Raw genomic sequence first — 20,410 nt, forward strand, 5'->3', positions numbered from 1 at the left:
GTAAGTCGATGGAAGGGTGGGTCATGGGAAAGCTGACGGTGGGGGCCTTGCGCGCCGTGCTGGGGGTGGTGCTCACCGGCACCGTGCTCGTGCAGGTGGGGATGGTGTGGGCACTGGCCACCGATCCTGAGGACGGATCGCTGCCGCTGACCCCGCTCCGGGTGATCACGATCCTGGGCATGGCGGCGGCCCAGGTCGCGCTGGTCTGCGTGTGGCGGCTGGTGGCGATGGTGCGGCGCGGCACGGTGTTCTCCCCTGCGGCCTTCCGGTACGTGGACGGGGTGATCGGCGCGATCGTGGCGGCCGCGCTCCTGTGGTTCGCGGTCACGGCCGTCAACGCGCCGGGCCAGCGGGAGGATCCGGGGGTCACCGTCATCATGGCCGGGATCGGCGTGGCCATCCTGGGGGTGGCGCTCATCGTGCTCGTGCTGCGGATGCTGCTCGCCCAGGCCGTGGCGCGCGATGTCGAGGCGGCGCAGCTGCAGGCCGAGCTGGACGAGGTCATCTGATGCCGATCGCCGTCGACATCGACGTGATGCTGGCCCGTCGGAAGATGTCGGTGGGCGAGCTGGCCGAGCGGGTGGGGATCACGCCCGCCAACCTGGCGGTGCTGAAGAACGGCCGCGCGAAGGCGGTGCGCTTCGCGACGCTCGCCGCGCTGTGCGAGGTGCTGGAGTGCCAGCCGGGCGACCTGCTGCGGTGGGAGGCGGAGGAGCAGGGCGGGGAGGGCTGGGAGGACGGGGAGGACGGGGAGAGCGCCGCCGTGGCCGCCGGTGCCGGGCCGGGCACGCATGCGGCGGGCGCCGCGGATGCCGTGACCGCCGCGGATGCCGTGGGCGGCTGACGCGGGTGTCCGGTCCCGCAGCCAGGACCGTATGCTGCGGAAATGATCAAGCCGATTGAACTCGTCATATTCGACTGCGACGGCGTGCTCGTCGATACGGAGCGCATCGCGCTGCGGATCCAGGTCGCGCTGGGTGCGGAGCTCGGCTGGCCGTTGACCGAGGCGGAGGTCGTCGAGCGGTTCATCGGGCGCGCGAAGGAGTCGATCTGCGAGCAGATCGCCGAGCGGCTGGGCGAGGAGACGGCCGCGTACTGGTGGGAGCAGATGGTCCTGCGGCACCGGGAGGAGGTGGACGCCGGGCTGGAGGCCGTGGACGGGCTGCCCGAGGCGCTGGCCGCGATCACGCTGCCGGTGTGCGTCGCCTCCAGCGGCTCCCACGCGAAGATGCGGCACACGCTCGGGGCCACCGGGCTCTACGAGCGGTTCGAGGGGAGCATCTTCAGCGCCTCCGAGGTCCCGCGCGGCAAGCCGGCCCCGGACCTCTTCCTGCACGCGGCACGGCAGATGGGCGTGGACCCGGCCGCCTGCGTCGTCGTCGAGGACAGCCGCCCCGGCGTGCAGGCGGCCCGGGCCGCGGGGATGCGGGCGTTCGGTTTCGCGGGCGGACTGACCGCGGCCGAGCGGCTCGAAGGCCCCGGCACGGTCGTCTTCCACGACATGCGCCTGCTGCCCGGCCTCATCGCCGGGCGGTGACCGTACGGGCCGGCGCCCCCGCAGGGGCGCCGGTGGAAGGGGCGCGGGTGGCCGTGCCAGGGGGGTGGTGCGGGTGCCCCCGGGCAGGGCGGAGGGTCAGGCCTGGGCCAGGCTGATCTGGTCGTTGAAGACCGCCCAGCTCTGGCCGCGGTCGGCGTTGTCGCAGGGCTTGGTGGAGATGTTCGGGGTCCCCCACTCGTTCGCCAGGCAGTAGGCGGGTGCGAAGGCGAGGGAGATGCGCTGGCCCGAGAGGTTCCAGTACTGGCCCTGGTCGTTGGGGTTGCACGGCTTGGTCGAAACGGTGGCGGATCCCCAGGTGTTGGCCAGGCAGTAGCCGCGCGCGTTGGTGAGGGAGATCTGCTGACCGGAGATGGTCCAGTGCTGGCCGCGGTCCGCGGCGTCGCACGGCTTGGTGCCGACGTTCGGGGTCTCCCAGGCGTTGGCGAGGCAGTACCGGCCGGGGATGCGGGCGGACGGCGCGAGAGCGTCGGCCGCACCGGCGGGCACGGCGGGCAGCAGGGAGGCGGCCAGGGACAGGGCGGCGCAAGCGAGGGTCTTCCGGAGGGTGTTTCGCATGATGCGGATTCCATTCTCGATGCGGGCAGGCGTGATTCACGCACGGCCGGAAAAGGAGGGTGAAGGGCTTTTTCCAAGCCCGGGAAATTGATACCAGCGACCGGTCTGGGATCAATAAAATTTGACGGCCTCTTCACCCGATACGAGCAGTCGATGGATCATCGGATGATTTCAAAATCCCGCCTACATCCCGACTGAGCAGCTCGTTTCCTCTGCCAGAATGGCCGAAAACCCTACGCGGCAGCCGCGCGGAAACCATTCGCCGAGAATTCGGCGAAACGTTCCGAATGAATTGCGGAAACGTTCCGTAGTCAATAATCGCTTGCCCGACCCACGCAAGAACCGCACGCGCGATTTCGAGCCGAATATGGGGAGGCCCTCTCCCCCGAACACCGGCCGCCGGGCCACCCGGCCACCCGGCCACCCGGCCGCCCGAACTCCTCCCCCGCCCCGTACAACCCTTGGCACCCCTCCGGCGTCAAACCCTCGATCGGTACTTGATCATCTGATGCGAGCGTCACGCTCGACGGGGAAGGGATCAACTCCATGGGCATGCAAGCCCGTTCGCAACGCGCGCGGCTCGCCGCCGCCGTGGCCACCGCGGCGCTCGTCGTCTCCGGCGGGGCCGTCACCCCGCTGCTGACCGCAGGAGTGGCCGCCGCAGCCCCGCTCCCGGCCTGGCAGGCGCCGGTCGAGGTCGGCGCCAAGGGCGACTTCGGCGCCCTGCGGGTGACCACGGCTGCCGACGGCAGCGCGGTCGCCGCCTGGTACGTGATGTCGGGGATGGGGATGGAGATCCGCGCGGCCGTGCGGCCGGCCGGGTCCGACCACTGGGGTCCGTCGGCCAAGCTGGCGAGCGTGCCCACCAGCCGGGGGGAGGCGCAGTTCAAGCTGGTCCCGGACACGGACGGCAAGGTGACCGCCATCTGGCCGGAGTACCCCTCGGACCAGGGGTCGGACTCTCCCCCCATGGCCTCGCGCCTGATGTCCGCCTCGCTCGCCCAGGGCGTCTGGTCGCAGCCCGCGACTCTCCTCGGCCTCCCGGCCGACGAGTACGTCGGCACGGTGGAGATCGCGGCCGGGCCGAAGGGCACCGCCGTCGCCGCCTGGTCCTCCCACCCGGTCGGGTCCGACGAGTGGAAGGTCAGCACCGCCGACCGGGCCGCGGACGGCACCTGGTCCAAGCCCGTCACCGTGGCCTCCCCGGCCGTCGGCGGCGGTTCCCTCAGCGGGGCCGACGTGGCCGTGGACGCCCAGGGCACCGCCGTGGTGAGCTTCCTGCGCACCAGCGTGAAGGGCGCGAGCGGCCGCATCTACGACGACATCTCCGCGGTCGAGACCGTCACCCGCACCGCCCCCGGCCGGCCCTGGGGCTCCCCGGTGGCGCACACCCCGCAGACCCACGGCCTCAGCGCGCCCCGGATCGCCTCGGGCCCGACCGGGCTGATGGCCCTGAGCTGGACGAAGAGTGCCGACAACGACGAGGCGCTGGAGTCGGTCAACGTCTCCGTACGGCCGTCCGCGGCGGCCGGCTGGGGAGCCGCGGCCAAGACCCCCGGCGGTTCGGAGGCGCAGGTGGCCTCGCCCGAGCCCCTCGTCGCCCCCGACGGGGACGTGACCCTCGTCTGGTCCGAGGTCCAGGACCGCGGCGGTTCGGACGGCCTGAGCACGGTGAACCTCGCGAGCACCCTGCGCACGGCCGACGGCACCTGGCAGAAGCAGAGCCTGTACGCCGGGGGCAAGACCCCGTGGGGTCTGGAGACCGCCATCGGTCCCGACGGCACCGTGCGCGTGCTGTGGACGGAGTGGGTGAGCAGCGAGACCGGCTGGCGCCTGCTGCACGCCGCCCGCACCACCTCCGACGACACGTGGACCGGGTCGGGCACCGAGGTCGCCGGCACGTCCGGCTTCCGGCTGCGCGGGGTGGTCTCCGCGGGCCCGGACGGCTCGGCCACCCTGCTCGCCAACATCAACCACCGCGAGGAGTACAGCACCCTGTACTCCGCGCGGGCCACCGCCGAGCCCCCGCTCGCCGTCGGCTCCGCCACCGTGCCGGCGACGGCCCCGCTCAAGGGGAGCACCGGCTCGAACACGGTGTGGGCCCCGGTCTGGAACCTCACCCGGCCCGTGTCCGGCTGGTCCCTGACCCTCGCCGACCGCGCCGGCCGGACCGTCGCGACGCTGACGGGGACCGGCCCCACGCAGAAGGTCGCGGCCGAGTGGAAGGGCCGTACGCAGACCGGTGCGCTGCCCGTGAACGGTCCGCTGACCTGGTCCCTCAAGGGCACCGGCCTCAACGCGCCCCAGCCGACGGCGCTGGCCACCGGCAAGGTCACGGTCACCGGCGGGGCGCCCGCCGCGCGGGACTTCGGCAGCCGGGCGGGGCGGCCCGACGGGGTGGGCGACCTGTTCCAGACCACCGCCACCACCCTGCGCACGGCGTACGGGTCGGCGGCCGCGGGGAACTTCAGCGGCAGCGTCACCACGGCGGGCTGGCCGAAGGGCTTCCGTCCGGTCCCCATGGGCGACATGAACGGCGACCGCTGCAACGACACGCTGGTGAGGCTCGCGACCGGCGAGATGCGGGTGTACACCCCCGTCTGCGGGGCCGCGCTCGGGCCCGGCAGCCCGTACAAGGTGCTGGGCAAGGGCTGGAACGCGTACGACGTGCTGACCTCGCCGGGGGACGTGACCAAGGACGGCCGTCCGGACCTGGTGGCGCGGGACCCGAGGACCGGGGTCCTGTACCTCTACACCACGACCGCCTCGGGCGTCCTGTCCGCGCGTACCGCCCTGAGCGGCAGCCACAAGACGTACAAGAAGATCGTCGGTGCGGGTGACCTCAACGGCGACGGGGTCGGCGACCTGCTCCTCACGGACCGGCTCGACCAGCTGTGGCGCAGCTACGGCACGGGCGCGGGCGCGTTCGGCGCCCGTGCCCTGCTGGCGGGCGAGTGGGGTGCGTCGTACGACGCGGTCGTGGGCGTGGGCGACCTGACCGGCGACGGCCGGGCGGACCTGGTCGCCCGCGACCGCTCCGGCGGCCTGTGGCGCTACGACGGCACGGGCCGCGGCACGCTGGCCAAGCGCGTGAAGATCGCCGTCGGCTGGCAGGTGTACGCCGGCATCCACTGATACGGCGTTCCCGGACCCGGCTTGCCTCCGGGCGGCCGGGTCCGGGCGTTCCCGCGCCCACCGCCGGAGCGACCCTGCGCACGGTTGATCGGAAAGCGGGAACCGGGGTTACCCTCGGCTCCGGGATGCCGCGAGGCGAGGGCGTGAGGCGAGGAGAACGTGATGGGCACGCACGAGCGGTGGACGCGACTGCTCGACGCTCTGGGCGAGCGCGGCAGCATCGAGGTCGGCGAGGCCGCCGAACTCCTGGACGTCTCCCCCGCCACCGTCCGCCGCGACCTCGAAGAACTCGCCCGTCAGCAGCTGCTCACGCGCACCCGCGGCGGCGCCGTGCTCAGCGGTGTCACGTACGACCTGCCGCTGCGCTACAAGACGGCGCGCAAGGCCGACGAGAAGCAGCGGATCGCACGCGCGGCCGCGGCGCTCGTCCCGCCGGGCGCCGTCGTCGGCCTGAACGGCGGCACCACGACCTCCGAGGTGGCCCGGGAGCTGGCGACCCGCGCCGACCTGGCCGAGCACGGCGGGTCCACGGCGCTGACGATCGTCACCAACGCCGTGAACATCGCCAACGAGCTGGCGGTCCGCCCGTACGTGAAGACCGTGGTCACCGGCGGGGTCGCCCGCCCGCACTCCTACGAACTGACCGGTCCGCTCGCGGTGATGGTGCTGGAGGGCCTCTCGCTCGACTACGCCATCCTGGGGGTCAACGCCGTCGATCCCCGCTTCGGCGCCGCCACCCACGACGAGGGGGAGGCGGGCGCCAACCGCGCGATGGCCGAGCGGGGCGAGAAGGTGATCGTGGTCGCCGACTCCACCAAGCTCGGCCAGCGCGCCTTCGCCAGGGTCTGCACGGTCGCCGAGATCGACGTCCTGGTCACCGACCACGACGCCCCCGACGAGCTCGTCGAGCAGTTCACCGCGCAGGGCGTGGACGTCCACTGCGTCTGACGCCGGGAGGACCCTCCAGGCGTGTCCTGCCTGGAGCCTGGGCCCCGTGCGACCGGCGCTTTCGGCAGTCCCCGGCCGTGTGCGGGCGGGCCGGGCCGACGGTCACAGGGCCTGGGGGAAGTCGAAGAGGCGCTGCGGATCGTAACGGTGCTTCAGGCGGGTGAGGCGGTCGGCGGCCGGGCCGTAGTAGGCCGTGCGCCAGTCCCTGAGGGTGGCGTCCGTGTAGTTCTGGTACGCGGCGCCCGAGGCGTATCGGCGCATGGCCGTGTGCGCGCCCGCCAGCCAGGCCGTCTGGACGCTGCCGGTGCCGCCCGCGGGCCAGGAGGCCGTGTACTGCGCCAGGAAGCGGGAGTTGCGGTGCACGAAGGCCGTGGCCTGGACGGGGACCCGGTTGACCGCTCCGCCGAGCGCGGTCAGTGCGACGGAGACCGCGCCCCCGCCGCCGGTGTGCCGCCCGTAGCGTTCGAGCTGGTCGAGCAGGGCGCGGATGCCCGCCCGGCTCAGCGAGCGGTCGTAGAAGTCGGAGCGGGCCGCGTACGTCTCCCGCTGGAGGAGTCCGGCCGGCTGCCGCCCGGGAGTCTTGCCGGGCAGGTGACACTGGGTGGTGGTCTTCGTCGCGCAGCCGGCGTACATCCGCATGGTGTCGAGGTAGCCGCGGCGCCGCAGGCTGACGTACGAGGCGGGGCCGGGGCCGCCCGCGCGGCCGGCCAGCCGGTCCACGGCGTTCTGGAGGGCGCCGTACGTGCCGAGCGAGAAGCAGGCGACGGAGACGGTGGGGGTGCGGCCGGGGGCGGCGGACAGGTGCAGCGCCGACCAGATCTCGTCGGGCTGCGCGGGCCCCCACTCCTGCCAGGCGCGCAGCACGGCCGCGGCCTTGGACCAGGGCCAGGTCATGTACGCGGTGACGCCGTCGGCGGCCTTGTGGGTGCGGAAGCGGAGTTCGGTGACCACGCCGAAGTTGCCGTTGCCGGCCCCGCGCAGGGCCCAGAACAGGTCGGGCTCGCGGTCCTTGGACACGTCGAGGGTCCTGCCGTCCGCGGTGACGAGGCGGGCGCCGGTGAGGCTGTCGGCGGTGAGCCCGTACGCGCGGGAGACCACGCCGTGGCCGCCGCCGAGGGTCAGGCCGGAGATGCCGACGGTGGGGCAGGAGCCGCCGGGGACGGTGACCCCGTGCGCGCCGAGCTGGGTGTAGACGTCGATGAGCTTGGCGCCGGCGCCGATGGCGGCGCTGCCGGGGCCGGTGGTGCGTACGGACTTCAGCGCGGAGACGTCGAGGACGAGGCGGTCGTTGCCGCTGGACCAGCCGGCGTAGGAGTGGCCGCCGCTGCGGATGGCGACGGGGGTGCCGTGGCGGCGGGCGAAGGCCAGGCATTCGGCGATGTCGGCGGTGTTGGCCACGTACGCGACGGCGGCGGGGCGCTGTCCGTCGAAGCGGGTGTTGTACAGCTGGCGGGCGATGGCGTAGTCGGCATCGCCCGGGCGTATCAGGTGGCCCTGGAGGCCGCGGGCGAGGGCGGTCCAGTCGGGGGCGCCGGGTGCGGCGCTGCTCCGGCCGTTGCCCCAGCCGACGGTCCAGGCGCCGGCCGCCGCGAATCCGGTGCCTGCTGCGAGCAAGGTGCGCCTGTTCATGGCGGCCTCCGTCCGTTCGTGCTGTCTGCCTGCTGTCTGCACTTGCGCCAGCAGAGAGTGCGAACGGGCGGCGGTGGTTCCCTCGTTGTTCGTTTCTTGTTCGGCAACGTGCGGCCGCCGCCGGTTCCGCGGCCTCGTTCCGTTCCGGCGCCTCACTCCATCCCGCCGGCTCGGTCGCTTCGGTCGCTTCGGTCGCTGCGATCGCTGCCCCGGCGCCGTCTCCGCGCAGATGTTCCCCGGCCGCGACGAGCGGCTCGTGCCCGACGGCCCGTCCACGCAAGGGGCCCCGGCCCGGGCAGCCGGGCAGGGCCCTGTTATCGTGCGCCGATGTCAACGATCAGGCAGTTCCAAGTGACCTTCGACTGCGCGGAGCCCGCGCGCCTCGCCGCCTTCTGGTGCGAGGTGCTGGGGTACGTCGTGCCGGCGGTGCCGGAGGGCTTCGCCACGTGGGAGGAGTACCACCGCTCGCTGCCGCCGGAGGACGAGATCTACTTCGGGTGCACCGACCCCTCGGGTGCGGGCCCGCGCCTGCTCTTCCAGCGAGTCCCCGAAGGCAAGGTCGTCAAGAACCGGGTGCATCTCGATGTGCGGGTCGGCGCCGGGCTCGTGGGGGCGGAGCGCCTGGCCACGCTCGAAGCCGAATGCGCACGGCTGATGGCCCTCGGCGCGAAGCACGTGCTGACGCAGCGCGCCGACGGCGTCAACGAGTCGTGCATCACGATGCAGGACATCGAGGGCAACGAGTTCTGCCTCGACTGACCCTCCTTCGGGGCTGCGAGGCGGGTGTTCAGCGCCCGCGCAGGGCCTCGCGGACGGCGCGTGCGACGTGGGCGGCGGTGTTCGCCTGGCCCCGGCTGTTCGGGTGGTAGAAGGTCTGGCGGTGTGCCGGGCCGAGGCGGGAGCAGGGTCCGGCCGGCCAGGTGCTGTCGGGGGCGACGGTGCCGCAGAGGCCTTCGATCCACTTCTCGCCGTCGGGCCGGCACACGTCGTGGCCCCGGCTGGAGGCGTACGTGTCGACGTACCGGTCCCCGAAGAGCCGGGTGACCTGCCGGATGGTCCGGTTGAGGCGTTCCCCGGCCATCCGCAGCCAGGGGAGGTCCCCGGCGGCCAGGGTGGAGGTCTCGGCTGGGTCCCCGTAGGCGCAGGTGGCGGGGTCCTCGGGGAGCAGGGCCGGGTAGCCGACCGTGATCACCTGGGCGTTCGGGGCCTTCTGGTGGACGGTCAGGAGCATGGCGGTGTACTCCTCGCGGATCCTGGCGAGACGGTCGTCGAGGCTTTCCACGCCCGCGGGCGGATGGTCGTAGCGGTCCTTGCAGGGGTGGCCGGCGGGGGTGGCGGCTCCGAGGCTCAGGCAGGCGGAGAGGATCTCGCCCATCGGCAGGCTGTTGCCGCCGATGCCGATCGTGATGACGTCGGTCCCGGCACCGATCCCGGCCCGTTCGGTCTGGGCGGGCACGGGGGCCCAGCCGGCGGGCGGCCGGGCCGGATCGGGCGTGCCCGGGCCCCAGCCGAGGGGGGTCTGGGCAGCGCTCGCGATGTGCCGGATGGCGGCATCTCCGCAGCTCACATCGGTGAGACGAACCATCAGGCGCGGCGACGAGCGGGCGAGTTCGCGCGCGGCCAGGTCCGGGTACGCGTTCGGGGTGCGCTCGCAGCCGTCGGGGGCGGCGGCCCGGGCGCCGGTGAAGACGCCGGCCGTGTAGGAGTCGCCCAGCGCCGCCCACGTGTGGGGGGCGCCTTCCGGTGCCGCCGCGGGGGGAGGTGCGGCGGGCGGTGGGGTGGGCCGTGCGGCGGGCGGCCCGGTGAGCGGTGCAGCGGCGATGGCGGACGCGATGACGGACCCGACGACGGAGGCCAGGGCGGCCGGCCGGAACCTCTTGAGTCGCATGGTGCCCTTCCCCTCAGGCGTCGGCAGGTGCGCACGAGCGCCGGCAGGGCGGGGGCGGGACGGCGCTGGTCCACACCTGCCGTGCCGGCTGTCAGTGCCGTGGACCAGGATGACGTCCATGATCCGGATTCTTCCGCTGGCCCTGCCCGGCGCGCTGGTGGACCACCACCGCATGGACCTGTCCGCGCCCTACTCCCGGGGCTGGGGCCTGCGCCTCTTCGATGCCGTCGGTGCGCCGACGGGCGAGGTGTACGCGCTGTACGGGGTGTACCGCCACACCCACGGGGTCGCCGACGACGAACCGGACCCGGGGAAGGCCGGGTTCGGGTACCGGATCCTCACCCGGTTCTCCGCGGACGGGGAGGTGCTGGCGAGCGCGATGTTCCGTACGGGTGGTGCCGGGAAGGGGGACTCCGCCGTGGCCGACGGCGGGAACATCGGCCTGTGCGTGCTGCCCGACGGAGTACTCGCCCTCACCGCCGTGCCCGACCACACCACCCTGATCGCGCCGGACCTGAGCCGCGTCCTGGCCACGTACGACTCGAAGGACCGGCGGCCGTACGGGGAGTGGACCGGCGGGGACCCCTTCGCCGGCTCCCTCGGCGTCACCCCCTCGGGGCGGCTGCTGTGCACCGTCGCGGAGTACGGGGTGTGGAGGTACGGCAACGTCATCACCAACCTGGTGGGCGTGGCCGACGGCCCGCTGACGGCCGACTCCAAGCCGCGGATCGAGGTGCTGGCATCGCTCGATCCCCAACCGGCGCACCAGACGGACGTCGACCTCCGCGCACACGCGGTGTACCGGGGCGCTCCGGTGGGTCTGGCGAACCGGCCCCGGCCCGCGCTGACCGAGCTCGTCGCCGCCGAGGACAGCCTCTCGCACTGGGACCGGTCCCGTCTCGGGCGGCCGGTGCCGCTGTCCGACAGCCTCTTCGTGGTCCCGTTCTTCGCCCGGACCTTCCGCAGCGGCAGCCGGGGCCAGCCGTTCGTGTTCGCGCTCGTCGACGACCGGGGCGAGATGACCGGACGCCTGCACGGCCTGCACGAGCGGCTCGACTCCCCCTTCACCGGACTCTGCTACACCGTCGCCGCCGACGCCCGCCGCGGCCACGCCTTCCACCTCAACCGGTACGGGCTCTACGCGTGGAACAGCGCGGGCGTGCTCCGGGCCAAGCTGGACACCGCCGACAAGGCCTTCAAACCCCTGACCCACTTCACCCTCACGGCCTGCACCCCGGACGGCGACCTGCTGCTGGCGCACACGAAACAGCACCTCCTCCTGCGCGTCCCGGCCCCCGAGGACCTCACCGCCCTCCCGACCGCGATCGAGGACGCCCTGCGCGCGTACACCCGGCAGCGCACGGCCCTGAAGAAGCACCGGCCCCCGGTGAACTGGCACTGGACCCAGACCACCGCCCCCCTGCACCGCATCTGACCGGCCATCACCCCACCCGAACGGGCCGGGGCCGGGCCGGGGCCGAGGCCGGGCGGCAACGGGAGCCGGCCCGGCCGTGCGCACCGGCATTCAGTTGACCGCTGGTTGAGGCCGCTGGAAGGCGGGCACCTGACACCCCGCACAGGGGGATGGACGAGCAGGAAACGACACGAACACGTAGGAAGGGAGCGGACTCGCGATGCAGCAGCAGCCCGAGCCGATCGTCCTGTACAGCGGGGCCGACTACACGGGGGACAGCTGTCCCGTCCCCGCCGACCTCGGGATCTACTCGATCGGGGCCACCGGGCTCGACCGGATCGGCTCCGTCGAGATCGCCCCGCCCGCCGACGGCCGCGGGTTCGGGGTGATCCTCTACCTGGAGCACCCCCTCTCCCCGTACGACCCCGACTTCGGAGTGGTCGAGGAGAAGCACGGGTACTTCTACGCGTCGGCGCCGGACACCGGCGCATGGGCCGGGGCCCGCTACTTCCGGGGCTTCACGACCCATGACGACGGCGGTGCACCCCGCCCGGTGGAGCCGGCCGAGCCCGGGGGCACGCCGCCGGAGATCCGCGACACCCTGCCCGGCCGCTCCTGACGACGGGGGCGGGGCGGGCCTCTCAGCCCTCGTCCCGGACGCCCGCCGCCGTCGGCAGCCTGGCGGCCACCGCGGACAGGCCGCGCCGCAGCCTGCGGAAGTACGTGGCCCGGCTCAGGTGCAGCCCCCGGGCCACCTGGTGGTGCGTACGGCTCCGGCCGCCGAGGTAGTACGCCTTCAGGATCGCGCCCGCCTCGGCGTCCGCGGGCGCGTCGGCCGCCGCCAGTTCCGCCACCGTGTCCCGCAGCCAGGAGCGGAGCCGCGCGGCCGATCCGAACCCCGGTCGGGCCAGCAGCGGGCTGCGGGCCAGCGCCGCGGTATCGCCGGCCCGGGCCAGCGCCCACGCCACGAGTTCCCCGGCGTCCTGCTCCGCTGCGGGCCCGGCGCCGACGGGCGCGCCTGCGCGCACGGAGGCGACCGCGCCCAGCCAGCCCGGCAGCCCGGCGGCGGCGAAGTCGTGGCTGTAGACCTCGGGCCGGCGGCCGCACCGGTACACGTCGTCCCGTATCTCTCCGTGCGGGCGGAAGTTCAGGGTCCGCAGCAGTGCCTGGTGCTGCGGACCGGCGGTGGACACCACCAGCCGGCCGGCCTGGACGGACTGCGCGAGGATGTCCCGCAGGATCTGCCCGAACACCACCGGGTCCGCCCCGTACGTGGCACCGAGGAACAGGCCGCCGGAGGTCCGGCCGCCCAGCAGGTCCGCCGTGTGCTGCTGGAGCAGCGGCTCGATGCCGGCCTCGGTGTCCGCGCCCACGGGGAGCAGCGCGGCGAGCCCGACCGGCCGCCCGTCCCGGTCGCGGGCCAGCCGGAAGGTGCCGCCCCCGCCCTCCAGCCAGCGTGCCGCGATCCGCTCGGAGCGCCGTACGTCGAAGCCGCCCTGCACCGCCCACTGGCGCATCAGCCTGCCGATGTCGTCGGCCTCCGCGGGCCGGAAGGGCCCGATTCCCGCGGCCTCCTCGGCGGGCGGGAACAGGGTGGCGCGCAGCAAAGGGTCCCCCGTGAGGAACAGCCCTTCCTCCACGAGCCCGGCCCGCTCGCCGGGAGCCGAGGCCCGTTCGGTCAGCTGGGCCCTCCGGTAGCCGGCCGCCCGCTTGCGCACGTCCTCGTACGCCTGCGGGTGCCGCCAGCGGTACGCCGTCTCGAAGAGGGTGCGGTACGGCTCCCTGATCGTCAGCCCCAGCCGGTCCCGGCGTACGAGGCTCAGCCCGGCCAGGGTCTCGAACAGCCGCGGTCCGCCGGCGAGGAGCCGTTCGTCCGCGGTGCGTACGGTGGCCAGCAGCCGCAGCGCGTGGCGCCAGCGCTGTCCCGACCGTTCGCGGCCGAGCCGCTCCAGGACCTCGCCGGCCATCCAGTCGGCGGCCGGCCCCGGGTCGTCGCTCGGCCCGAGGGCGTCGCTCGGCCCGGCCTCGGTACCCGAGTGGAGGTATCGGCAGGCGAGTTCGGCGAGCAGGGGGAGGCCGCCCGCCAGCCGGAGCACGAAGGCCACGGCCGCCGGGCCGGTGATGCCGGCGGCCCGGGCCTGCGCCTCGATCGCCGCCTGGGGGCGCGGGCCGAGGAAGACGGGCACGGGGGTGTTCCGCCCCCAGTCGGCGAGGGCGCGCAGGGGGCGCCGGCTGACGAGCAGCACCGGGCGGAGCACCCGGCCCCGGGCCGGGTCCAGCGCGGCCGCGACCGCCCCCGCCGCGCCGGGGCCGTCCGCACCGTCCACCAGGAGCAGTCCGCCGGGCTGCGCGAGGTGGCTGCGCAGCACCGTCGTATCGGGGCTCGCCCCGGGGCCGACGCCGGCGGAGCACTCCGCGAGATCGACGACCGCCGCCACGGCCGGCAGGCGCCGGGCCAGCCGGCTCTTCCCCGTGCCGAGCCCTCCGGTCAGGTTCACCAGGGCATGCGCGTCCACCGCGGCCTGAAGCCGGGCGAGAGCGTCGGTGGTCTCCACGGACCGGGACCGTATCCAGCGGTCGCGCGCCGCGTCACGGCGCTAACAGGACGTTCGCAGGCCGAAGTTGATACCTCGGTGAGACTCCGCGGGGGAAGCCCGCGGCTAGGGTCGTGACCACCGCGGGCCCGGCGGTACACCCTTCCGTCCGTCCACCTGAAAGGACCCCTCCCGTGAAGTTGGCCCGATGGCTGTCGACCGCAGCCGCTGCCTTCCTCGCCGCCGCCGCACTCGTCGCCGGACCGGCGTCGGCCTCCGCGACCGCGGCCCCCGCCCGCCAGGCGGCCCCCGCCGCGGGCGACGCGTCCGCGCAGCCGGCACGGGCGGCGCAGACGGCGTCCGCCATGATGCAGATCTGTTCCAACTCGCCCGTCCCGGACGGGTGGGTCATCACGACCTCGTACCGCACCAGCGAGTGCGTCACCGGCGTCCGCTACTCCATCACCCAGGTGACCACGCAGACGATCCTCCTGGTGTGCTCCAACTCCCCCATCCCCGCGGGGTGGGTGCTCACCACCTCCAGCCAGAACAGCGAGTGCGTCACCGGCGTCCGCGGCAGCATCACCAGGGTGACCACCCAGACCGTCCTGCTCGTCTGCTCCAACTCGCCCATCCCCGCCGGATGGGTCATCACCACCTCCAGCCGGAACAGCGAGTGCGTCACCGGCGTCCGCTTCGCCATCACACGGGTGACCGACCAGGCCGTCCTCCTCGTGTGCTCCGACTCGCCCATTCCGGCCGGGTGGGTGCTCACCACCTCCAGCCGGAACAGCGAGTGCGTCACCGGCGTGCGCGGCAGCATCACCAGGGTCACCACCCAGACCGTCCTGCTCGTCTGCTCCAACTCGCCCATCCCCGCCGGATGGGTCGTGACGGGCTCCAGCCAGAACAGCGAGTGCGTGACCGGCGTCCGCTACAGCATCAGGAAGGTCTGACCTGCCCCATCACCGGCCCGTCCACCCGGGCCCGCACGAGGGCCTCTCGCCCCGGTACGGACACCCTCCGTACCGCCCGCGCGAGGGGCCCTCATGCCGTTCCGCCGAACCCGCACCGGATTCAGAGGTCCACGGCGGAGATCGTGTCGGAGGCCGCGTCGGCGGTGTAGGCGCGGGTTCCGTCGGGGGTGACGGCGACTCCGTGGGGGGCGCTGCCGACCGGGACGGGGGTGCCGCGCATCGTCAGGGTGGCGGTGTCGATGGCGGCCAGGGACTTGGCCGAGGGGATCGTGGCCAGGAGGGTGCGGCCGTCGGTGGTGAGGGCCAGGCCGTGGGGGCTGCCGGGCAGCGGGACGGTGGCGACCACCGTGCGCCGGGCGGTGTCCATCACGAGGACGGCGTCGGCGCCGGTGTCGGAGGCGTAGAGGCGGGAGCCGTCGGAGCTGAGGGCCAGGTCCTGGGGGGCCACTCCGGCGGGCACGACGGCGGTGACGGCCGCGGTGGCGGTGTCGATCACGGTGATCGTGCCGGCGGCGGCGTCGGCCACGTACAGGCGTGAGTCGTCGGGGGCCAGCGCCAGGGCCTGGGGGAGGTCGCCGACCGGGACGGGGGTGCCCTTCACGGTGCGGGTGGCGGTGTCCACGGCCGTGACCGCTCCGGGTCCGGCCGCGTACAGGGTCGTGTCGTCGCGGGTGAGGGCGAGGGCCCTGGGGCGGCCGCCGACGGGGACCGCGGGTCCGGCCTCGGTTCCGGTGACGGTGTCGATGACGGCCACGGTGCCCGAGGCGGGGACGGCCACGTAGGCGAGGCGGCCGTCGGAGGTGGCGGCGAGGCCGGCCGGGTCCCCGCCGAGGCGGATCCGGGTGGTGTTGGTGTCCACCACGCAGACGGTGGAGGAGTCGAGGTTGGGCACGTAGGCGCGGCGTCCGTCGGGGCTGAGGGCCAGGGCGAAGGGGTCGGCTCCCGCCGGGAAGGCCTCCAGGCGGGTGCGGGTCGCGGGGTCCACCGCCACGACGGCCCGGCCGAGCGGGGCGGCGGCGTACAGCGGGGTTCCTTCCCGTCTGATCGCAAGGTCCGCGACGGCGAACGGCAGCGGTACGGGCCGGCCCACCACGGTGTGGCTGTTGGTGTCCACGGTCGCCAGGGTGCCGTCGCCCTCGCAGCTGATGTGGGCGCGGCGTTCCACCGGGCTCATGACCACGGACCGGGGTCCGCCCGCCAGCGGGAAGATCGTGGCGAGGGTGAGGCTGGTGGTGTCCATGACCATGACCCGGTTCACGCCCGTGTCCGGGACGTAGACGTGCCTGCCGTCGGGGGTGACGGCCAGGTCCGTGGCACCGGACAGCGGGTTGTCCCCGAGGACCCCGGGCGGGCCGGGGCGCAGCCCGAACGGGTTGGTGGTCACGACGAACATGTGCCGGTCCCCGTCGGTGGCGTACAGCCGCTGCCCGTCCGGGCTCATGGCCATCCCGGTCAGCCCCGGGACGGGCACGGCCCCGGTGACGGTGCGGGTGGCGGTGTCGACGGCCGTGACCTGGTCCGGGCCGGCCACGTACAGCCGGCTGCCGTCGGGGGCGAGGGCGAGGGCGGCCGCGGGGCCGACGGGCACGGACGGGACGGTCGCGGTCACCCGCTCGGTGGCGGTGTCGATGACGGAGACGTCGCCGGACAGCGCGTTGGCGACGTAGGCCGTGCGGCCGTCGGCGGCCACGGCGACGGCCACCGGTTCGTCCCCGACCGCCATCTCCGCCGGTTCCGGGCGGAGCACCGTCACCGTGCCGTCTCCGGGGTTGGTCACGCAGAGCCGGCTGTTGCGGGTGAACAGGGCGGCCTCGGGGCGTTTGCCCGCGCGCAGGGTGACCGTACGGGCGTCGACGGGCAGCACGAGGCGCTCGCGGAAGGCCGCGGCGTAGAGGCGGTGGCCGTCGGGGGTCGCGACGAGGTTGCCGGGGGGACCGTCGACCAGCAGGGTCCTGGTCACCTGAAGGGTGCCGGTGTCGATCACGGAGACGGTGTTGTCCTCCGCGTTCCCCGTGTAGAGGCGCCTGCCCGCGGGGTCCATCCAGAAGTTCTTGGGGAAGCTCCCCACGCGGATACCGGCGATCACCGCGCGGCTCGCGGCGTCGACGACCGAGACGGTGCCGTCCTGGCCCTCCAGTACGAAGATCCGCGAGCCGTCGGGGGTGACGGCCGCAGCCCGGGCGAAGGGCCGGACGGGGACCGGGGTGCCGTCCACGGTGTCGGTGGCGGTGCTGATCACGTGGAGCGCGCCGTCCTCGCCGCTCCCGAAGTCCGTGACGTACACGCGCGAGTCGTCCGGGGAGACGGCCAGGCCGAAGGCCGAATCGCCCACCGTGATGCTCCGGATCACCTTGGCCGTCGCCGTGTCGATCACCGCGACCGTGCCGGGAGCATCGGTGGCGCCGAATTCGCCGACCGCCGCGTAGATGCGGGTGCCCGTGGACAGCGCGGCCAGGCCGAAGGGCACGGCGGGCACGGCGATCGAGCCGGACACCTTCTCCGTGGCGGTGTCGATCACGGTCACCGCCCGTCCGTCCCGGTTGGTGACGTAGAGGCTGCGGCCGCCCGGGGCGAGCAGCATGTCGCTCGCCCCGGGGCAGTCGATCTTCCTGCGGACGGTGTGGGTGGCCGTGTCGAGGACGAAGACGCAGCCCGCCTCGTCGCTGCTGGACGCGTACAGCGTGCTGCCGTCCTTCGACATCGCCACGTCGGACGGCCGCAGGTCGAGCGGGATCGGGGCGGTGCTCTGGTTGACCATCCCCCCACCGTGGGACCTGCCCGGCCGCGCCGGCGGTCGGCGCGGCGGTGCGTACGTCCGCCCGGGCCGACGTGTTGCCCAGGACGTGTGAACTGCCGGTCCGTCAGGCGTCAACCCGCACGGCCCCTGGTACCTCGGAACTGCCCGTGCGATGTGCATTCCGGACCGAAGGGAGGGCGACGCGTGCAGTTCCGCGACCGTACGCTGCTGCGCCTGCTCGACTCGGCCGAGTGCGGGGCCCTGCTGACCCCCGGGGTGGGCGACCGGCTGCTGGAGACGGCGTTCACCGCCCAGGAGGCGAGGATCGGGCCCGTGACGGCCGTGGTGACCCGTCAGGTCACCCTCATGCCCACCTCGGTGTCGGCCCAGCCGCTCGACGCCCAGGTGTACGACATGCAGAGCGGCCGGCAGTGGCGCCTTCAGGCCCGGTGGCCGCTGGCCGGGCCGACGGTGGACGCGGACGCCCGGCTCGACCTGACGCTGCTGGCGGGCCGGGGCGGGGTGGAGACCACGATCACCGATGTGGCCAGGAAGGATCCGGTGGGTGCGGGCATCCCCGACGCCCAGGGCAGGATCCCCCTCGGCCTGAACGTGCAGATGGTCGAGGAGCCCGCGCCGGAGCTGTCGGAGACGGCCTTCAAGCTGGTGTGCGTGGCCTTCGTGCTGGACCGGCCCTTCGACGGCCTCGCCGAACGGCTGGCCGGCGTACAGGTCGGGATGGCCCGGGTGGCCGACAGCGCGGACCGGCCCCGGCCCCCGGCGGGCATGGCCGTACGGACTCCTGCGCCCGCCCTGCTGCTGTTCCCGGAGGCCGCCCTCGACGAGGCCGACCTGCCCGGGGTGCCCGCCGGTACGGACCCCGGGGACACCGCGGCCCTGCGCAGGGCCCGCCTCACCGAACTCGCCACCCGGCTCCGGCACGTCGGCATCGTGCCCGTCGCGGTGCCCTGACCGCCAGGAGTGACAACATGACCGAGACCGCAGCCGAGTTCCCGTTCATCAAAGTCCGGATCAACACGAGCGGGATGCAGCCGCAGGCCCGCCGTGCGGTGGGCAACGTGGCCATCGTCGGGTCGGCGGGCACCTCCGGCACGGCCCAGCCCAACGTCCCGCTGCAGATCGGCACCGTGTCCGAGGCCCGTGAGAAGTTCACGACCCTCAACACGACGACCGGCAAGATCGAGGCCGGACCGCTCTTCCACGCGGTACGCGCGGCCCTGCTCCAGGACCCGGCGCCCTCGCGGGTGTTCGCCATCAGGACGGCGGACGCGGTGCCCTCCGGAGCGGCGGCGGGCACCGCGCCGGTGCCGGGATACAAGGCGGCCCTGGCCGTGGCCGCGGCGCTGCCCGTGCAGTTCGTCTGCCTGGCGGGCGAGACCGACGCCGGCCGGCTGAAGGACCTCAAGGAGCACGTGGAGGAGGTGAGCGCCGCCGGGAACGCCCGGATGGGCGTGGCCATGGTCGATCCGGCGCTGCCCCTCGGGGGCAAGACCTTCGCCGAGGCCGCCGACTCCGCGTACGGCGCTCTCAAGAGCGACGCCAGCCGGATGATCCTGGTGGCGGCGCGGGTGGAGAAGAAGCAGGGCGAGCCCACGCCGGACGTGGCCGCGGCCGTCACCGGGGCCATCGCCGGGCAGCCGCCGCACGCCAGTGTGCTGCTGAAGCCGGTCAACGACCTGAAGATCCCGCTGGGCGCCCAGTTCACGGGCACCGAGATCCAGCAGCTGACGCAGAAGTTCATCATCCCGGTCATCGACCCGGAGCTGATCCCGGGCGAGGGGCTCCACCTCGGCTCCGGGCGCAGCTACACCACCAAGACGGACCGGCTGTACGTGGACGTGGTGCGGGTGCTGGACCACATCGAGTTCCTGCTGAAGGCGGGGCTGATCGGCTCGATCGGTGAGACCCGGATCGACCGGCTGGGCATGCAGGCGCTGCGCTCGCGCATCGACGGGATCCTCAGCCCGCTGGTCACCTCCGGGGTGATCACCGCCTTCACCATCGACATCCCCCTGCTGCCCATCCTCGAAGCGGAGGAGGCCGGCCGGACCCCGGGCCAGGTCAACACGCTGACCACGGCCCGTACGCAGCGCACGGTCGAGGTGCTGCTGTCCGTCACGTACGCCGGGGCCGTCCACTTCCTCGACGTCAACCTCGCCTTCAAGGCGGCCTGAACCACCCCCTGCTCCCGCCACCGGAGGACGCCCCGTGACCACTCCCCCCACCACCTGGATGAGTTCGCGCCTCGCCGTCGTGCTGGACGGCAAGTCCGACAAGCCGCTGACCCCCGTGGACACCTTCACGCCCACCTTCGCGCTCAACGCGGAGGTGATCCATTCGTTGGAGGCCACGCACGTCGGCTACATCGCGCAGCCGGCGAGTTTCACCTTCCAGATGACCGTGAAGGCCATCGGCGGGGCGGCCGCGGAGCTGACCCGGCTGGCGATGACCGGCAAGGAGTTCTCCATCGGCCTGTACCAGGCGAAGGGGAGCAGCACCGACGAGTGGGACTTCCAGAAGCTGCTGTTCAACAAGTGCCTGATCACCTCGGCGAATCCGTCCAACGCCGTGGTGAACGGGGCGCCGGCGGCCACGTTCAGCGGGGTGGCGCGCGAGGCCGTGGTGGACGACGGCGGCGGCGAGACGAAGATGCCGAAGGCCATGGCCTGACGGCGGGGGCCGCGGAGGGGCACGGCACGGAGGAGTGGCGATGACCGAGGGCACGGGGCACCAGCCTCCGCGGCCGGAGAGCGGCGGGGCCCGGCCGTGGGCGGCGCGCGTACGGCGCGACGGGCTCGTGGCGGTCCGGCGCGGCGAACTGGTGATGCCCGCCGAGGGCAGCGAGGCCGAGCTCGTGCTCGCCGAGCAGGACGCCCGGCTGGACATCCACGTGCACCTGCCGGTGACCGTCGAGGTGGTCGGGGCCCCGCACGCCCGGGTGGTGCAGGAGGCGGTGGACGAGGCGCTGCGCCGGGTGCGGCACGCCTTGCACGCCCATGCGGAGTGGAGCTGAG

The 20,410-nt window shown here is 73.8% G+C and carries 18 protein-coding genes; 13 read left to right on the top strand and 5 right to left on the bottom strand.

Annotated features, from left to right (window positions below; translation table 11 throughout):
* Positions 1-23 precede the first annotated feature (23 nt).
* From ACZ407_RS15485 to ACZ407_RS15495, 3 genes are read left to right on the top strand one after another with little or no spacing between them, the layout of a single operon-like run.
* On the top strand, positions 24-509 hold the full coding sequence (locus tag ACZ407_RS15485; protein ID WP_468128583.1) for a DUF2975 domain-containing protein: 486 nt from the start codon (positions 24-26) through the stop codon (positions 507-509).
* The gene (locus tag ACZ407_RS15490) at positions 509-844 is read left to right on the top strand and encodes a helix-turn-helix domain-containing protein (protein ID WP_468128584.1); all 336 of its coding nucleotides are present in this window, start codon (positions 509-511) and stop codon (positions 842-844) included. The genes ACZ407_RS15485 and ACZ407_RS15490 overlap by 1 nt, the downstream gene beginning before the upstream one ends.
* A 42-nt stretch (positions 845-886) precedes the next feature.
* Positions 887-1,537 carry an HAD family hydrolase gene (locus ACZ407_RS15495; protein ID WP_468128585.1) on the top strand — a complete coding sequence of 217 codons (651 nt, stop codon included), beginning with the start codon at positions 887-889 and terminating at the stop codon, positions 1,535-1,537.
* 96 nt (positions 1,538-1,633) lie between these two features.
* Here the strand turns inward: ACZ407_RS15495 and ACZ407_RS15500 are convergent, their stop codons facing one another.
* Positions 1,634-2,113: a ricin-type beta-trefoil lectin domain protein gene (locus tag ACZ407_RS15500; protein WP_468128586.1), complete on the bottom strand. Its 480-nt coding sequence runs from the start codon at positions 2,111-2,113 to the stop codon at positions 1,634-1,636.
* Between the two features lie 546 nt (positions 2,114-2,659).
* Here ACZ407_RS15500 and ACZ407_RS15505 point away from each other — a divergent pair.
* Both ACZ407_RS15505 and ACZ407_RS15510 read left to right on the top strand, forming a co-directional pair.
* On the top strand, positions 2,660-5,248 hold the full coding sequence (locus ACZ407_RS15505) for an FG-GAP-like repeat-containing protein (RefSeq protein WP_468128587.1): 2,589 nt from the start codon (positions 2,660-2,662) through the stop codon (positions 5,246-5,248).
* A gap of 162 nt (positions 5,249-5,410) precedes the next feature.
* A complete protein-coding gene (locus ACZ407_RS15510) occupies positions 5,411-6,196 on the top strand; it encodes a DeoR/GlpR family DNA-binding transcription regulator (RefSeq protein WP_468128588.1) in 786 nt (261 codons plus the stop codon).
* A 102-nt stretch (positions 6,197-6,298) separates the two neighbouring features.
* Here ACZ407_RS15510 and ACZ407_RS15515 read toward each other — a convergent pair whose 3' ends face one another.
* A complete protein-coding gene (locus ACZ407_RS15515; RefSeq protein WP_468128589.1) occupies positions 6,299-7,825 on the bottom strand; it encodes an FAD-binding oxidoreductase in 1,527 nt (508 codons plus the stop codon).
* Positions 7,826-8,152: 327 nt separating this feature from the next.
* Here ACZ407_RS15515 and ACZ407_RS15520 point away from each other — a divergent pair, with 327 nt between their 5' ends.
* A complete protein-coding gene (locus tag ACZ407_RS15520; protein ID WP_468128590.1) occupies positions 8,153-8,584 on the top strand; it encodes a VOC family protein in 432 nt (143 codons plus the stop codon).
* A 28-nt stretch (positions 8,585-8,612) separates the two neighbouring features.
* Here ACZ407_RS15520 and ACZ407_RS15525 read toward each other — a convergent pair whose 3' ends face one another.
* A complete protein-coding gene (locus ACZ407_RS15525) occupies positions 8,613-9,713 on the bottom strand; it encodes an SGNH/GDSL hydrolase family protein (RefSeq protein WP_468128591.1) in 1,101 nt (366 codons plus the stop codon).
* Positions 9,714-9,831: 118 nt separating this feature from the next.
* On the opposite strand from ACZ407_RS15525, the gene ACZ407_RS15530 reads away from it, so the two are divergent.
* Positions 9,832-11,148 carry a hypothetical protein gene (locus ACZ407_RS15530; protein ID WP_468128592.1) on the top strand — a complete coding sequence of 439 codons (1,317 nt, stop codon included), beginning with the start codon at positions 9,832-9,834 and terminating at the stop codon, positions 11,146-11,148.
* A 199-nt stretch (positions 11,149-11,347) separates the two neighbouring features.
* On the top strand, positions 11,348-11,746 hold the full coding sequence (locus ACZ407_RS15535) for a hypothetical protein (protein WP_468128593.1): 399 nt from the start codon (positions 11,348-11,350) through the stop codon (positions 11,744-11,746).
* A 22-nt stretch (positions 11,747-11,768) separates the two neighbouring features.
* On the opposite strand, the gene ACZ407_RS15540 is transcribed toward ACZ407_RS15535, so the two are convergent.
* Positions 11,769-13,682 (bottom strand): hypothetical protein, encoded by a 1,914-nt coding sequence (locus tag ACZ407_RS15540; protein ID WP_468128594.1) that lies wholly within the window; start codon positions 13,680-13,682, stop codon positions 11,769-11,771.
* Between the two features lie 173 nt (positions 13,683-13,855).
* On the opposite strand from ACZ407_RS15540, the gene ACZ407_RS15545 reads away from it, so the two are divergent.
* Positions 13,856-14,617: a hypothetical protein gene (locus tag ACZ407_RS15545; protein ID WP_468128595.1), complete on the top strand. Its 762-nt coding sequence runs from the start codon at positions 13,856-13,858 to the stop codon at positions 14,615-14,617.
* 121 nt (positions 14,618-14,738) lie between these two features.
* Here the strand turns inward: ACZ407_RS15545 and ACZ407_RS15550 are convergent, their stop codons facing one another.
* Positions 14,739-17,396, bottom strand: coding sequence for a beta-propeller fold lactonase family protein (locus ACZ407_RS15550; RefSeq protein ID WP_468128596.1), 2,658 nt, complete (start codon positions 17,394-17,396; stop codon positions 14,739-14,741).
* Between the two features lie 183 nt (positions 17,397-17,579).
* On the opposite strand from ACZ407_RS15550, the gene ACZ407_RS15555 reads away from it, so the two are divergent.
* The 4 genes from ACZ407_RS15555 to ACZ407_RS15570 are packed head-to-tail and all read left to right on the top strand — an operon-like array spanning position 17,580 to position 20,409.
* Positions 17,580-18,347 carry a hypothetical protein gene (locus ACZ407_RS15555; RefSeq protein ID WP_468128597.1) on the top strand — a complete coding sequence of 256 codons (768 nt, stop codon included), beginning with the start codon at positions 17,580-17,582 and terminating at the stop codon, positions 18,345-18,347.
* A 17-nt stretch (positions 18,348-18,364) separates the two neighbouring features.
* The gene (locus tag ACZ407_RS15560; RefSeq protein ID WP_468128598.1) at positions 18,365-19,570 is read left to right on the top strand and encodes a hypothetical protein; all 1,206 of its coding nucleotides are present in this window, start codon (positions 18,365-18,367) and stop codon (positions 19,568-19,570) included.
* Between the two features lie 34 nt (positions 19,571-19,604).
* Positions 19,605-20,066 (top strand): hypothetical protein, encoded by a 462-nt coding sequence (locus ACZ407_RS15565; protein ID WP_468128599.1) that lies wholly within the window; start codon positions 19,605-19,607, stop codon positions 20,064-20,066.
* 40 nt (positions 20,067-20,106) lie between these two features.
* Positions 20,107-20,409 carry a hypothetical protein gene (locus tag ACZ407_RS15570; RefSeq protein ID WP_468128600.1) on the top strand — a complete coding sequence of 101 codons (303 nt, stop codon included), beginning with the start codon at positions 20,107-20,109 and terminating at the stop codon, positions 20,407-20,409.
* The last annotated feature ends 1 nt before the right edge of the window (position 20,410 follow it).

The sequence above is a fragment of the Streptomyces sp. NPDC030809 genome, from assembly GCF_055572195.1.